Annotated in this window: 14 protein-coding genes; 7 read left to right on the forward strand and 7 right to left on the reverse strand. The window is 63.1% G+C overall.

Going from position 1 to position 14,776, the window contains the following annotated elements:
* Positions 1 to 12 precede the first annotated feature (12 nt).
* A complete protein-coding gene (locus tag OH764_RS01830) occupies positions 13 to 531 on the forward strand; it encodes a MarR family winged helix-turn-helix transcriptional regulator (protein ID WP_498847821.1) in 519 nt (172 codons plus the stop codon).
* 93 nt (positions 532 to 624) lie between these two features.
* Here OH764_RS01830 and OH764_RS01835 read toward each other — a convergent pair whose 3' ends face one another.
* Entirely contained in the window at positions 625 to 1,902 is a 1,278-nt protein-coding gene (locus OH764_RS01835) for an amino acid deaminase (protein WP_498847822.1), read from the reverse strand.
* A 168-nt stretch (positions 1,903 to 2,070) separates the two neighbouring features.
* Here OH764_RS01835 and OH764_RS01840 point away from each other — a divergent pair, with 168 nt between their 5' ends.
* From OH764_RS01840 to OH764_RS01850, 3 genes are all read left to right on the forward strand, one after another.
* A complete protein-coding gene (locus tag OH764_RS01840) occupies positions 2,071 to 2,961 on the forward strand; it encodes a MurR/RpiR family transcriptional regulator (RefSeq protein ID WP_498847823.1) in 891 nt (296 codons plus the stop codon).
* A 3-nt stretch (positions 2,962 to 2,964) separates the two neighbouring features.
* Positions 2,965 to 4,446, forward strand: coding sequence for an N-acyl-D-amino-acid deacylase family protein (locus OH764_RS01845; RefSeq protein ID WP_498847824.1), 1,482 nt, complete (start codon positions 2,965 to 2,967; stop codon positions 4,444 to 4,446).
* A gap of 73 nt (positions 4,447 to 4,519) precedes the next feature.
* A complete protein-coding gene (locus OH764_RS01850) occupies positions 4,520 to 4,906 on the forward strand; it encodes a RidA family protein (RefSeq protein ID WP_020066927.1) in 387 nt (128 codons plus the stop codon).
* Positions 4,907 to 4,964: 58 nt separating this feature from the next.
* On the opposite strand, the gene queF is transcribed toward OH764_RS01850, so the two are convergent.
* The 6 genes from queF to OH764_RS01880 all read right to left on the reverse strand — a co-directional run bounded on the left by queF (position 4,965) and on the right by OH764_RS01880 (position 9,258).
* Positions 4,965 to 5,789, reverse strand: a complete 825-nt coding sequence (gene queF, locus OH764_RS01855; protein WP_498847825.1) for an NADPH-dependent 7-cyano-7-deazaguanine reductase — start codon at positions 5,787 to 5,789, stop codon at positions 4,965 to 4,967.
* Positions 5,786 to 6,688: a 5'-nucleotidase gene (locus OH764_RS01860; protein ID WP_020066925.1), complete on the reverse strand. Its 903-nt coding sequence runs from the start codon at positions 6,686 to 6,688 to the stop codon at positions 5,786 to 5,788. Before OH764_RS01860 ends, queF begins: the two co-directional genes overlap by 4 nt.
* Positions 6,689 to 6,710: 22 nt before the next feature.
* Entirely contained in the window at positions 6,711 to 8,234 is a 1,524-nt protein-coding gene (ilvA, locus tag OH764_RS01865; RefSeq protein WP_498847826.1) for a threonine ammonia-lyase, read from the reverse strand.
* A gap of 106 nt (positions 8,235 to 8,340) precedes the next feature.
* Positions 8,341 to 8,712 (reverse strand): hypothetical protein, encoded by a 372-nt coding sequence (locus OH764_RS01870; protein WP_020069618.1) that lies wholly within the window; start codon positions 8,710 to 8,712, stop codon positions 8,341 to 8,343.
* A gap of 37 nt (positions 8,713 to 8,749) precedes the next feature.
* Positions 8,750 to 8,926 (reverse strand): hypothetical protein, encoded by a 177-nt coding sequence (locus OH764_RS01875; protein WP_020069619.1) that lies wholly within the window; start codon positions 8,924 to 8,926, stop codon positions 8,750 to 8,752.
* A 38-nt stretch (positions 8,927 to 8,964) separates the two neighbouring features.
* Positions 8,965 to 9,258: an MARCKS-like protein gene (locus OH764_RS01880; protein ID WP_498847827.1), complete on the reverse strand. Its 294-nt coding sequence runs from the start codon at positions 9,256 to 9,258 to the stop codon at positions 8,965 to 8,967.
* Between the two features lie 417 nt (positions 9,259 to 9,675).
* Here OH764_RS01880 and OH764_RS01885 point away from each other — a divergent pair, with 417 nt between their 5' ends.
* From OH764_RS01885 to OH764_RS01895, 3 genes are all read left to right on the forward strand, one after another.
* Positions 9,676 to 13,770, forward strand: a complete 4,095-nt coding sequence (locus OH764_RS01885; RefSeq protein WP_498847828.1) for a DUF3683 domain-containing protein — start codon at positions 9,676 to 9,678, stop codon at positions 13,768 to 13,770.
* Positions 13,771 to 13,804: 34 nt separating this feature from the next.
* A complete protein-coding gene (locus OH764_RS01890) occupies positions 13,805 to 14,233 on the forward strand; it encodes an HIT family protein (protein WP_201702232.1) in 429 nt (142 codons plus the stop codon).
* Positions 14,234 to 14,311: 78 nt separating this feature from the next.
* On the forward strand, positions 14,312 to 14,725 hold the full coding sequence (locus OH764_RS01895; RefSeq protein WP_498847829.1) for a gamma-butyrobetaine hydroxylase family protein: 414 nt from the start codon (positions 14,312 to 14,314) through the stop codon (positions 14,723 to 14,725).
* Positions 14,726 to 14,776: the final 51 nt, after the last annotated feature.

Below are 14,776 nucleotides of genomic sequence, written 5' to 3' on the forward strand. Positions count from 1 at the left end.
CACTGAACCATCATGGAAGAACAGGACCGCATAGCCGTCATGCAGCAATTTGGACGCACGTACCGTACGTTCATGTCGGCGTTCGAGGCGCAAGTCGGCCATCCGCTGCCGCGCTGGCGCATCATGCTCGCGCTGCATGAGCAGTCTGGCGAGTCGTCGCAGAAGCGGCTTGTGGAACGCTTGCGGGTCGATCCCGGCGCATTGACCCGCCAGTTGAAAGCGCTCGAAGGATTGGGCTGGATCGCGCGCAGCATGGACTCGCGCGATAACCGCGTGACCAACGTACGCCTGACCGAAGCGGGCTTGTCCGCAACCGAAGCGAGCTTGCCGCGCCGCAACGCTTTTTTGCACGACACAATGGCCGCGCTGCCGGACGATGCGCTGAACGCGCTGTCCGGCGCGCTGAAAATGCTGGAGGCGAGAATTGGCGAAGTGGTGTCGGCAGCAAACGCCGGAGAAGCAACCGACGACGTCACTGCTGACGACAGGCAGCCGCCGGTCGATCGGCTCGCCGTGAAGCAACGTGCTTGACGGTTGTCGATTGACGCAGCGAGCAGACAGTTAAGAGCCCAAGCGGCGGGTCCCATCCCAACGCCGCTCGCCGCCCTCGAAACACCAGAACAATCAGAAGAACGTTTCGATCACCTCGGTAACGCGATAAGCGGAGTCGAGCACCAGCACCTGACGCCACTTATCAAAAGTCAGGCACGGGTGCGAGATGTCGAACGCGATCATGTCACCGACTTTCACATCGGCGCCCGCGGGGATCCGCAAGTACGCGTGCTGATCCATCAGGCCGAAAACCTCCCATCCTTCGCTCGCCGCTATGTCGCGCGGCGCCGGATTGCCCGGCCGATAATGGCGGGCCGGTTCGGGCAGGCCCGCGTCGAATGCGGAGTCACGCTTGCCGAGACCGATGATCGCGCGATCCGGTTCGGGAATCGACTGCACATAGGCCCACAATTGCAATGCAGGCAGCAAGCCTTCGCCCATCTTTTTCGCGACCGGATTGCGCGCGAAGATATCGGTCTGCGCTTTGCGGTAAATGCCGACGTCATGTGTCAGATAGCAGCCGGGACGCAGCACGACCTCGACCTTGCCTGTCTCCGACGCCTTCACGAATTCCTCGGCGACCACGTCGTACCATGCGGAACCCGCGCCCGACAGGATAGCCGGCGTGCGATCGAAACGTCCTTCGTCGAGGAGCGCGCGTGTGACCGCGACCGCGCTTTGCAGAAACTCGCGGACTTCGTGTTCTTCCTTCAGCACGCCTTCGTATAGCTCTACGCCGGCCAGCTTGAGCACATCGGGATAACGCGCGATTGCTTCGAGCACCGCGTTGCGCTGCGCTTCGTCGCGCACGCCCGTGCGGCCGCCCACCACGCCGAGCTCGAGCAGGACTTGCAATGGCTTTTTCACAGACTTGAAGAACTGCCCCAACTGCTCGACGCCATCGACTGAATCGACGAGGCAAAAGAACTCGAAGTCCGGATCGCTCAGCAGCTCGGCGACCATCATCATGTTGCGGCGGCCAACCAGCTGATTCGCCATCAGCACCCGCGAGACGCCGCCGTGATAAGCCGCGCGAACCTGATGCGCGGTGGCGAGCGTGATGCCCCACGCGCCGGTTTCCAGCTGACGGCGGAACAGTTGCGGCGCCATTGTCGTCTTGCCGTGCGGCGCGAGCTTGACGCCGTATTCGGCAACGAACGCCTGCATCCAATTCAAATTGTGCTCGACGCGATCGGCGTAGAGCACAGCGGCGGGCAGGCTCACGTCTTCGTTCAGCAGATTCCACTCGAGACGCGCAGCATCTGTGAGCTGGATGCTGGCGCCCGGAACCATGCCCAAGCCCTTGCTATAAGGATCAATCGTAGCGCCCTGATAGTTTGTAACTTTCATGTCTCCTGCTCCATCGTCCGGTTAAATTGCATCGAAGTTGACTTTAACATGTTACCGAAAGTACGATGGGCGAAGAAATGTTATTTAGTACCACGCCAGGGCCCGCACTCGTGCTGTGATTTACCTGCAGCCGTTGCGAGCCTTGGCAGCGGTGCTCACCGGGCTGCAATGAACTCAACCGCCGAACCGCTGGCATTCGACATCGTCGCACGCATCGCCGAATGCGCGCCGGGGCTGCGTTCGGCTGAACGCAAAGTCGCCGCGCTGATCCTCGACGATCTGATGAGCGCATCGCGCGCCAGCATCGGCGCGCTCGCGCAGCAGGCGCAGGTGAGCGTCGCGACCGTCACGCGGTTCGCCAAGGCGGTGGGCTGCCGCGACGTCCGCGAACTGAAGTTGCGGCTAGCACAGGCGGCGGCCGTTGGTCAGCGCTTCTTGCAGCCGGGCACCGCGAACGACGCGCCCGAGCACATCGCAACCCGCGTGTTCGACGAATTGCAGACGGCGCTCGCGCACAATCATCAACTGTTGCGCCAGGCGCCGCTTGGGGGCGCCGCAGCAGCGCTGCGGGCCGCGCGCATGATCTATGTGTTCGGCATGGGCGGCGGCTCGACCGCGCTCGCCGACGAAATGCGTTTTAGACTGGTGCGGCTGGGCCGGCCTGCGGCCACTTATCAGGACGGCTTGTTGCAGCGCATGGTCGCGAGCACTGTGTCGCGCGACAGCGTCGTGATCGCGCTGTCCACCACGGGCCGCGTGCCGGAGATGGTAGAGAACTGCAAGATCGCGCGCAGCTACGGCGCAACGGTGATCGCACTGACCGCCCCGGCGTCGCCGTTGGCGAAGCTGGCCGACTGGGTCATTCCGATCGTCGCGTTTGAGACAGACTTCATTTACAAGCCGTCGTCGTCGCGTTACGCAATGATGATGGCACTCGATGTGCTCGTCACCGAACTTGCCGTCAGTCAAGGTGACGAGAGCCGCGAATTGCTACGCCGCATGAAGCACGCGCTCGACACGCACCGCGGCGGCGGCGATCGACAACCGTTAGGAGACTGATTCATGCACTCGCATCCCGAAGCCGCCGACACGCTGATCGTTGGCGCGCAGCTGTACGACGGCACAGGCGCGCCGCCTGTCGAGCGCGACGTCGCGGTCCGCGACGGGCGCATCGTCGCGATCGGCAATCTGTCGAACTGGCTCGCCGAAGAAGTGATCGAGGCCGAAGGCCGGGCGCTGGCGCCGGGTTTCATCGACGTTCACACGCACGACGACACGCACGTGATCCGCTCGCCGCAAATGCTGCCGAAAATCACGCAAGGCGTGACGACGGTGATCGTCGGCAATTGCGGCATTAGCGCGTCGCCGGTTGCGCTGAAGGGCGATCCACCCGACCCGATGAATCTGCTTGGCGAGCGCGACGCGTTCCAGTACCCGAGCTTCGCGGACTACGTGAAAGCCGTGAACGCGGCGCGTCCGGCCGTGAATGTCGGCGCGCTGATCGGGCACACCGCGTTGCGCAACAACCAGATGGACCGGCTCGACCGCGCGGCCACGCCGCAAGAGATCGAAGGCATGCGCGCGCAACTCGAAGAAGCGCTGGCCAACGGCGCGCTCGGACTGAGTTCGGGGCTCGCCTACGGCTCCGCGTTCGCCGCGCCGACCGAAGAAGTCATGGCGCTTGCCGAACCGCTTGCCGCCGCCGGCGCGCTGTACACCACGCATATGCGCACGGAGTTCGACGCGATTCTCGACGCGATGGACGAGGCGTATCGCGTGGGCCGTCACGCGCACGTGCCGGTGATCATCTCGCATCTGAAATGCGCGGGCCCGTCAAACTGGGGACGCAGCACCGAAGTGCTGAACTCGCTCGAAGGCGCGCGGCGCATGCAGCCCATCGGCTGCGATTGCTATCCGTACAACCGCAGTTCGTCGACGCTCGACCTGAAGCAGGTCACCGGCGACATCGACATCACAATTACGTGGTCGGAACCGCATCCGGAAATGGCCGGCAAGCTCGTCAAAGAGATTGCGGCCGAGTGGGGCGTTACGCAGCAGGAAGCGGGTAAGCGCCTGCAGCCCGCGGGCGCGGTCTATCACAACATGTCCGAGGAAGACGTGCGGCGCATCCTGTCGCATCCCGCGACAATGGTCGGCTCGGATGGCTTGCCGAACGATCCGTTGCCGCATCCGCGGTTGTGGGGCGCGTTTCCGCGCGTGCTCGGCCATTACGCGCGCGACGCTGGTTTGCTGCCGCTCGAAGAAGCGGTGCGCAAGATGACGAGTCTGTCGGCGCGGCGCTTCGGGCTTGCGCAACGTGGCGAGGTGCACATCGGCTATCACGCCGACCTCGTGCTGTTCGACCCGGCCAAGGTGCGCGACGCAGCGACGTTCGAACAGCCGCAACAGGCGGCCGACGGCATCGACGCAGTATGGGTGAACGGCGTGCTGACTTACCGCAACGGCGAAGTGACGGGCGACCGCGCCGGGCACTTCGTCGCGCGCGGCGCGGCGTCGAAAGGCGACGCGCAGGGCGCATTCTGATTATCCGATCGAACGATCTACCAGGGCGCGCGCTGCAACGAGCATGCGCGCCCAACTTTTAAGGAGCATGACGATGAAGCGATATGGCGTTGAAGGCGGGAAGGGAACGGGCGGTCAACATATGCCGTTTGCGCGTGCAGTCGAAGCGGATGGCTGGCTGTTCGTTTCTGGGCAAACGCCGATGGAAAACGGCGAAGTGATCAACGGCGGAATTGTCGAGCAATCGCACAAGGCGATCCAGAACGTATTTGCGATTCTGAAGGAAGCAGGCTACGGCGCGGAGCATGTGGTCCGCTGCGGCGTGTGGCTCGACGATCCGCGCGACTTCGCGTCGTTCAACAAGGTGTTCCGCGAATACTTCGGCGACAATCCGCCGGCGCGCGCATGTGTCGTTTCGTCGATGGTGATCGACTGCAAGGTCGAAGTGGATTGCGTCGCATACAAGAAGCCGACGGCGTAAAGCATCGGATTCGCCGCGGTCGCGTGACTGTGAGAACCCGCGGCGATACCGCGCTGCCTTACTGACGCGCGAGCCGCATGTTGTCCGGCATCGGCAGGTTGTAGTTGGTGCGGAACGGGTTGATATCGAGCCCGCCGCGCCGCGTATAACGCGCATAGACCGCGAGCTTGACCGGCTTGCACGCCTTCAGAACATCGATAAAGATTTTCTCGACGCACTGCTCGTGAAAACCCGTGTGATTACGGTACGAAATGATGTAGCGCAGCAGGCCCGCGTGATCGATCTGCGGGCCGACGTAGTGAATCTGCACGCTGCCCCAATCGGGTTGGCCGGTCACCGGACAATTCGACTTCAACAAATTCGAAAACAGCGTCTCCTCGACAGGCGCTTCGTCTAGCGCTGCTTTCAGCAGCGAGGCGTCGGGGTGGTAGATGTCCGTGTCCAGGTCCAGCCGGTCGAGCGACATGCCCTCGAATTCTTCCATCTGTAATTTGCCGAAATCGTGTGGCGCAGTCAGATAAACCGAAACGGTCGCACCGCAAGACGCGGACACATCGCGCCTGATCGTATCGCGCACCACGTCGATCGACTCAAATGCAGTCTGCGCGAACGAGCCGAGATAAAGCTTGAACGACTTCGACTCGACGATGTTCGGCGACTCGGCGGGCACGAAGAAGGTCGCCACCGCGATTTGCGGTTTGCCGCGCTGATTCAGCCACGACAATTCATACGCGTTCCAGATGTCCGTGCCGAAGAACGGCAGTTGCGCGCCAATGCCGATCGCGTCGCGTGCGTTGCTGCGCGCAATCGGAAAGAGCAGCGAGGCGTCGTACTGTTCGGTGTAAGTGGAAGCCTTACCCAGCGGTGATTGTTCGGGTGTCATGATGCATTCACGATGCCACTCAGCACGTGCCCGGTCGCCGTCACGACGCGGGCCGATTCGCAATGGCCAATTTGGTCGTCGAAGAAAAAGTCCGGCTCGAACTCGCGCAAAAATGCGCTCTTGTCGAGGCCGCCGAGGAACATCGCTTCGTCGATTTCGATGTTCCAGGCCATCAGGGTTCGGATCGCGCGCTCGTGCGCGGGCGCCGAGCGGGCCGTCACCAATGCCGTACGAATATGCATGGGCGCGGCTTGATCCGCGAGTTTTTGCAGCCGGTGAAGCGCTTCGAGCAAGGGTTTGAGCGGCCCGTCGGCGAGCGGCAAATCCTTGTTGTGCGTCTCGTGGCCGACGAACGCCCGCAGGCCGTCCTTCTGAAACACGCGCTCGGCTTCGTCGGAAAACAGAACCGCGTCGCCGTCGAAAGCAATGCGGATTTCGTCCGGATACTTACTCGCCATTTTCGCCGATTCCGGCAGGACGCGTGCAGCCGGGAAACCTGCGGCCAGCGCGTCGCGCACGTCGTCCTGATTAGCCGAGAGAAACAGCGACGCGTTCAAGGGCTTCAGATATCCGAACGGCGCACGGCCGCGCGTGAAGACGCCGCGCTCGATGGCGAGCCCGTGTTCGCGGCACGAATGAAATGCGCGCAGTCCGCTGATTGGATCGCTGCGCGACAGGATCACCACTTCCACATGATGACCGCCTGTGTTCAACGCCAGCAGTTTGCGGATCAGAGGAAACGCGACGCCAGGTTTGGCGGGCACCGTCAGCCGGTCGCGCTGCAGCGCTTCATACGTCTGTAGGTCGCCTTCTTCGTACACGCGGTTCTCTTCTTCGAAATCGAAGAGTGCGCGCGACGATATCGCCACCACCAGTTTGTCGACAAGCGAGAGAGCCATATGCGCGTTCTAATCCAGAACTTCAGGCAAGAAACAGCCGATACACCGGATTGTGCGTCTCTTCCCAATGCGGATAACCGAGCGTGGCGAGGAAGCGCTCGAACTCCGCGTTGTCCGTCTGCGGCACCTGAATGCCGACGAGAATCGAGCTGTAGTCCGCGCCCTGATTACGGTAGTGGAAAAGGCTGATGTTCCAGTCAGGCGCCATCGACGAAAGAAACTTCATCAGCGCGCCCGGCCGCTCGGGAAACTCGAAGCGGAATAGCCGCTCGTCGTGCGCGAGCGGCGAGCGGCCGCCGACCATGTAACGAATGTGCTGCTTCGAGAGTTCATCGAACGTCAGATCGACGGTGGCAAAGTTGTGCGCCTCGAACGCGCCCGCAATCTGCGCCGATTCGCTGCGGTTCCTGATCTGCACGCCCACGAAAATGTGCGCGGACTCGGCCTGCGCGATCCGGTAATTGAATTCCGTGACGCTGCGCGTGCCGACCAGTTCGCAAAAGCGCCTGAAGCTGCCGCGCTCTTCGGGAATCGTCACCGCGAACACCGCCTCGCGCGCCTCGCCCACTTCCGCGCGCTCGGCCACGAAACGCATGCGGTCAAAGTTCATGTTCGCGCCCGAGGTGATCGCGATCAGCGTCTGGTTCTCGATGCCTTCGCGCTCCGCATACTGTTTGGCGCCCGCCACAGCGAGCGAGCCCGCCGGTTCGAGCACGCTGCGGGTGTCCTGAAAGACGTCCTTGATCGCGGCGCACAGCGCGTCGGTGTCCACGAGCAGCACGTCGTCCAGATATTCGCTGCACAGGCGGAAGGTTTCTTCGCCGACGAGCTTCACCGCGGTGCCGTCGGAGAACAGGCCGACCTCGTTTAGCGTGACGCGCTCGCCGGCTTTCAGCGATGCGGCCATCGCGCACGAGTCGTCGGTCTGCACGCCGATCACCTTGATCTCGGGACGCACCGATTTCACATACGCCGCGACACCCGCCGCGAGTCCGCCGCCGCCGATCGGCACGAAGATCGCGTGAATCGGGCCCTGATGCTGGCTCAGGATTTCCATGGCAACCGTGCCTTGCCCGGCGATTACATACGGGTCGTCGAACGGATGCACGAAGGTCAGCCCGCGCTCTTCCTGCAGTTGCACTGCGTGGCCGTAGGCGTCGCTATACGACTCGCCGAACTGCACGACTTCGACGGTCGGGCCGCCGTGCGCGCGCACCGCGTCGACCTTGACCTGCGGCGTGGTGACCGGCACGACGATGATCGCCTTCACGCCCATGCGCGCGGCAGATAGCGCGACGCCCTGCGCATGATTGCCCGCCGACGCGGTGATCACGCCGCGCGTGAGCGCCTCGGCGGGAATATGCGCCATCTTGTTGTACGCGCCGCGCACCTTGAACGAGAACACCGGCTGGTTGTCCTCGCGCTTCAAATAGACCGGATTGCGCAGGCGCGCCGACAGTTGCGGCGCACGTTCGAGTTCGGTCTCGCGCGCCACGTCGTAGACGCGTGCGGTGAGGGTTTTCTTCAGATAGTCGTGGGAGGCCATGCGGGTGGCGCGATGCGCTCTGGAAGGCGGAAAAGCATCAATGATAGCGCCAACGCCGCACGCACTGCCCTGACAGGTCGCCGGGCAGCGCCCCGCCGCGCGCGGTCTAGAAGATATGCGGCGGCCTGCCGTCGGTGAGTTCGCGCGGCAGCGGTTCGTCGAGTTGCCATTCGACATGCGGCAGCGCGAACAGGTCGCCGTGAAATTCGACCGGGCCCTCGCTCGTGAAAAGCCCATCGAGGTAATCGAAGTTCAGCTGCGATGAGACGGCGCGCAACGCCGCGTCGACCGAATGCGACGGTTGCAGGTCCAGCGGATCGACGTCGAGCCGCACGGTGTAGCGGTCGCCTTTCGTTTCCATGGCGCCGACGTCGATCAGCTTGCCGTCGGGATTTTGCGCAATGACGCGCTCGCCGTTGGCGAACAGCCTGAACGTGGCCCGAAGCGCCGCGGATGCGGCGGGTTGCTTGGTTGCCATCGCGATTCTCCTTATGATTTCGTGTCGCAGATGTGATTCAGCCGGCTTCCCCGACTTCCTTCGGGTCGGGCAGGTTCGCGCCGCCACCGGGCTTAGGCGGCGCGGGTTCGTTCCTGGCCGATTGCTTCTGTTCGTCGGACAGGCGACGGTCGCCGGCAGTCGGGTCGTTGGGCGTTTGACGCGGCGGCGTCGGGCGGGCGGATTCGCTGGTCATCATTGGCTCCTGGTCATGTTGATCGGTGAAAGTCGTGCTCAGTCCGGCGAGCGCGTGCGGTCGGCGTCGCTTTGCGTGCCGGGCGGCGTGCCGGGTTTCGTGTCGGGGCCCGCGTCCGGTGCGACGTCTTCCAGGCGATGAGTCCCGGATTCCCCGTCGCGCCGGTCGTCCGAGCCGTCGCTGGGAATGTTCTCGGTATGGCCGGGCACCGGTTGCTGCTCGATATGCTCGGCGTTCTTCGTGTCGGAGTCGGACATCATGAGCTCCGTGGATCGCTGTTCCTTGTAGCCGGTCAGCATCCCGCATGCCGCGTTCTTTGCGTTCGTCGGCATCTTCTGGCTGATGATGACAAAAGTCGCCTGATCGATAGAGGACCATCGACGCCGCGCGGCCCGCGCCGCAGCGCGGCTTGGGCGCCGTCGAACCCGCCGCGCTCCGATTTCCGCCTGCAACGCGTGGCGGGCCGATGCGGTAGAATTCCATTTTGGAATAAGGATCGGAAGATGCACTGGCAGCCTCGGATCGCCCACTTGATGCCCGCCCCGCGTGAGTCTTGTCCCGCGGCGGAGCGTCTTGTCCGCCACGCACGATCGTGTAGCTGTATCTGAGCGCCGCGAAGCGACCGACGTGGGCAGGCCGTCGGTGGCGCTTCGCTCCCCAAGAAGATTTCCAAGCATTGCGCCCCACGCGCACCGTCAGCCGGCGCCTCGCCATGAGCGCGCAGGACTGACCCACCGAGTCGTCCAAACATGAACGCACCTCAAGTTTTCGATCCGCACGGAGCCGCCGCTGCGGTGGTCGCCGATCCCGAAGCGCGCCTGCGCGAAATTCCCTACAACTACACGTCGTTCTCCGACCGCGAGATCGTCATCCGCCTGCTAGGCGACGACGCATGGGCGGCGCTTGCCGAACTACGTGCGGAGCGCCGCACCGGCCGCTCGGCGCGCATGCTGTACGAAGTGCTCGGCGACATCTGGGTGGTGCGCCGCAATCCGTATTTGCAGGACGATCTGCTCGACAACCCGAAACGGCGCGCAATGCTGATCGAGGCGTTGCATCACCGTCTGTCGGAGATCGAGAAGCGCCGCCGCGCCGATCTGATCGAACATGGCGATGAAGCGGGCGTCGACCGTGCCGCGCGTGTCGAAACGCTGGTGCAGGCCGCGCGCCGCGCCGTCGACGAATTCGAAAGCGAATTCCAGAAGACTTACGATCTGCGTCGCCGCGCAACGAAGGTGCTCGGCCGCGTCACCGAAAAAGACAACATCAAGTTCGACGGTTTGTCCCGCGTTTCGCACGTGACCGACGCGACAGACTGGCGCGTCGAGTATCCGTTCGTCGTTCTCACGCCGGATACCGAAGCCGAGATTGCCGGCATGATCAAGGCGTGTTTCGAGCTCGGGCTGACGGTGATTCCGCGTGGAGGCGGCACCGGCTACACGGGCGGCGCAGTTCCGCTCACGCCGTTCTCCGCCGTGATCAACACCGAAAAGCTCGAACAGCTCGGCGCGGTGGAAATGACCGAACTGCCGGGCGTCGACCGCAAGGTGCCGACCATTTTTTCGGGCGCAGGCGTGGTCACGCGGCGCGTGACCGAGGCGGCCGAACAGGCCGGGCTCGTGTTCGCCGTCGATCCGACCTCGCTCGACGCGTCTTGCGTCGGCGGCAACGTCGCGATGAACGCGGGCGGCAAGAAAGCAGTGTTGTGGGGCACGGCGCTCGACAACCTCGCCTGGTGGCGCATGGTCGACCCGGAAGGCAACTGGCTCGAAGTCACGCGTCTGGATCACAACCTCGGCAAGATTCACGATATCGAGGTCGCGCGCTTCGAACTGAAATGGTTCGACGGCAACCATGCGCCGGGAGAGAAGCTGCTGCGTACCGAGTCGCTCGACATCAAAGGTCGCGTCTTCCGTAAGGAAGGGCTCGGCAAGGACGTCACCGACAAGTTCCTCGCCGGCTTGCCCGGCGTGCAGAAGGAAGGCTGCGACGGTCTCATCACGTCCGCACGCTGGGTGCTGCACAAGATGCCCGCGCATACGCGCACCGTCTGCCTTGAATTCTTCGGCCAGGCGCGCGAGGCGATTCCGAGCATCGTCGAAATCAAGGACTACCTGTTCGAAACGTCGAAGCAGGGCGGCGCGATTCTCGCCGGTCTCGAACACCTCGACGAGCGCTATCTGCGCGCGGTCGGCTATGCGACCAAGAGCAAGCGCAACGCGTTCCCGAAGATGGTGCTGATCGGCGACATCGTCGGCAACGACGCGGACGCGGTCGCGCAAGCCACGTCCGAAGTGGTGCGCATGGCCAACGGCAAGAGCGGCGAAGGCTTCGTCGCGGTGAGCGCCGAGGCGCGCAAGCGCTTCTGGCTCGACCGCAGCCGTACTGCCGCAATCGCAAAGCACACGAACGCGTTCAAGATCAACGAAGACGTGGTGATTCCGCTAGACCGCATGGGCGAGTACACGGACGGCATCGAGCGTATCAACATCGAGTTGTCGATCAAGAACAAGCTTCAACTGGTCGACGCGCTCGAAGCGTTCTTCCAGGCTGGCAAGCTGCCGCTCGGCAAGAGCGACGACGCCAATGAAATCCCGAGTGCGGAACTGCTGGAAGACCGCGTTCAGCAGGCGCTGGATCTGCTGAAGCGCGTCCGCACGCGTTGGGAATTCCTGCGCGACAAGCTCGATCTGTCGTTGCGTGAAGCGCAGCACTATCTGGTCGGTCTGGGCTACGAAGCGCTCGCGGAGAAATTTGCCGACCGCGTCGACACACAGGCCGGCGCCACGGTGTTCGACGTCACGCAGGACCGCACCATCCGCGTGTCCTGGAAGCAGGAGATTCGCGCCGAGTTGCGGCAGATCTTCAATGGCGGCGAATTCAAGCCGATCCTCGACGAAGCACAGGCGATCCACAAGCAGGTGCTGCGCGGCCGAGTGTTCGTCGCGCTGCACATGCACGCGGGCGACGGCAACGTGCACACGAACCTGCCGGTGAACTCCGATAATTACGAGATGCTGCAGGACGCCCACACGGCGGTCGCGCGCATCATGAAGCTCGCCCGCTCGCTCGACGGCGTGATTTCCGGCGAGCACGGCATCGGCATTACCAAGCTCGAATTCCTGACCGACGACGAAATCGGCGAATTCCGCGCGTATAAAAAGCGCGTCGATCCGCACGGCCGCTTCAACGCGGGCAAGCTGCTCGAAGGCGCCGATCTGCGCAATGCCTACACGCCGAGCTTCGGCCTGATGGGCTACGAATCGCTGATCATGCAGCAGTCCGACATCGGGGCGATTTCCGAGTCGATCAAGGACTGCCTGCGCTGCGGCAAGTGCAAGCCGGTGTGCGCAACGCACGTGCCGCGCGCGAACCTGCTGTACAGCCCGCGCAACAAAATTCTTGCGACTTCGCTGCTGGTCGAGGCGTTCCTGTACGAGGAGCAGACGCGCCGCGGCGTGTCGATCAAGCATTGGGACGAGTTCAACGACGTCGCCGATCACTGCACCGTGTGTCACAAATGCGTGACGCCGTGTCCGGTGAAGATCGACTTCGGCGACGTGACCATGAACATGCGCAACCTGCTGCGCAAGATGGGCAAGAAGAAGTTCAATCCGGGCAATGCGGCCGGCATGTTCTTCCTCAACGCAACGAATCCGCAGACCATCAACCTCGCACGTACGGCGATGATGGGTATCGGCTACAAGGCGCAGCGCCTCGGCAACGACGTGCTGAAAAAGTTTGCGAAGAAGCAGACGGCGCACCCGCCCGCAACCGTCGGCAAACCGCCGGTCACGCAGCAGGTGATCCACTTCATGAACAAGAAGATGCCGGGCAATCTGCCGAAGAAAACCGCGCGCGCGTTGCTCGATATCGAGGACAACAAGATCGTCCCGATCATCCGCAATCCGAAGACGACCACGGCCGATACAGAAGCGGTGTTCTACTTCCCCGGCTGCGGTTCCGAGCGGCTCTTCTCGCAAGTCGGCCTCGCGACGCAGGCCATGTTGTGGGAAGCGGGCGTGCAAACGGTGTTGCCGCCGGGCTACCTGTGCTGCGGCTATCCGCAGCGCGGCTCCGGGCAGTACGACAAGGCCGAACAGATTGTCACCGACAACCGCGTGCTGTTTCACCGTGTGGCGAACACGCTGAACTATCTCGACATCAAGACGGTGGTGGTGTCGTGCGGCACGTGTTACGACCAGCTCGCCGGTTATGAATTCGACAAGATTTTCCCGGGCTGCCGGATCATCGACATTCACGAGTTCCTGCTGGAAAAGGGCATGAAGCTCGACGGCGTGAACGGCGTGCGTTACATGTACCACGACCCTTGCCACACGCCGATCAAGACCATGGATCCGGTCAAACTCGTCAACTCGCTGATGGGTTCCGAGAAAGACGGCTACAAGATCGAGAAGAACGATCGCTGCTGCGGTGAGTCGGGCACGCTCGCGGTCACGCGTCCTGACATTTCGACGCAGGTGCGTTTCCGCAAGGAAGAGGAAATCCGCAAGGGCGCTGCGAAGTTGCGCGGCATTCCTCTGCTCGCCGAAGCCGGCGCGAACGCGATCAACCCGGCCAATGCATCGGCCGGCACGGCGGGCGCGGGGAACGGCTCGGTGCTGAAGGCCGGCGACGGTCCGCAGCCCAAGGGCGCTACCGACGTGAAGATCCTGACGAGCTGCCCGTCCTGTCTGCAAGGCTTGTCGCGTTACAACGAAGACGCGGGCATCGAGGCTGATTACATCGTCGTCGAAATGGCGCGTCATGTGCTCGGAGAAGACTGGATGGTCGACTACGTGCAGCGGGCGAACAATGGCGGAATCGAGCGCGTGCTGGTTTAATGGCACGACTGACGATTTTTGCCTGAGGACGACGATGGACTGCGTTTTTTGCCGTGAAGATGGCGGCGATGTGCTGTGGCAGGACGACACCTTGCGCGTCGTCCTTGCCGACGAACACGATTACCCTGGCTTTTGCCGCGTGATCTGGAATGAGCATGTGGCGGAGTTCTCGGACCTCGACGCTGCTGGCCGCGATCGCGTGATGAAGGCTGTGTACGCCGTGGAGCGCGCAATGCGGCGCATCCTGCATCCGGCCAAGGTGAATCTCGCGAGCCTCGGCAACCAGGTGCCGCATGTGCACTGGCACGTCATTCCGCGTTTCTCGAACGACGCGCATTTCCCGCTGCCCATCTGGGCGCCGCGTCAGCGCACGGTGTCCGAGGCAATGCTGTCGTCACGCCGTGCACAAGCCACCCTGTTGCGCGAAGCGGTGCGCCAGGAAATCGAACAGGCTCTTGGCTGAGCGCCACTAACCATTCCTTCGCGCCGCGCCGTTTCAAAGGCGACTTGTGGTGCGGCGGCGCTTTCTAATGAGGCCATGATGAGCGGATTGACTCCCGATACCCCGGTGCCGACCGGTGTCGTCGTACATTCCAAGTCGCGCGTGCTGGAACTGCAGTACGCAGGCGGCGAATCGTATCGGCTGCCGTTCGAACTGCTGCGCGTGTATTCGCCGTCGGCGGAAGTGCAGGGCCACGGCCCCGGCCAGGAAACGCTGCAAACCGGAAAGCGCGACGTCACGATCACGATGATCGAGGGCGTGGGCAACTACGCGATCCAGCCGACATTCTCCGACGGGCACTCCACCGGCATCTATTCGTGGGACCTGCTCTATGACATGGCGCGGCGTCAGGACGAACTCTGGCGCGCGTATCTCGACAGACTCGCGGCGGCGGGCGTCGACCGCGACGCGCCAATGCCTACACCTGGCGCTGCGCACGGCCACCGTCACTGATACGATTCGCCTGACCCGCTGCACTGATGCGGCGCAACATTTGAGAATACG

The sequence above is a fragment of the Burkholderia sp. M6-3 genome, assembly GCF_050858985.1.
GTDB lineage: Bacteria > Pseudomonadota > Gammaproteobacteria > Burkholderiales > Burkholderiaceae > Paraburkholderia > Paraburkholderia caledonica.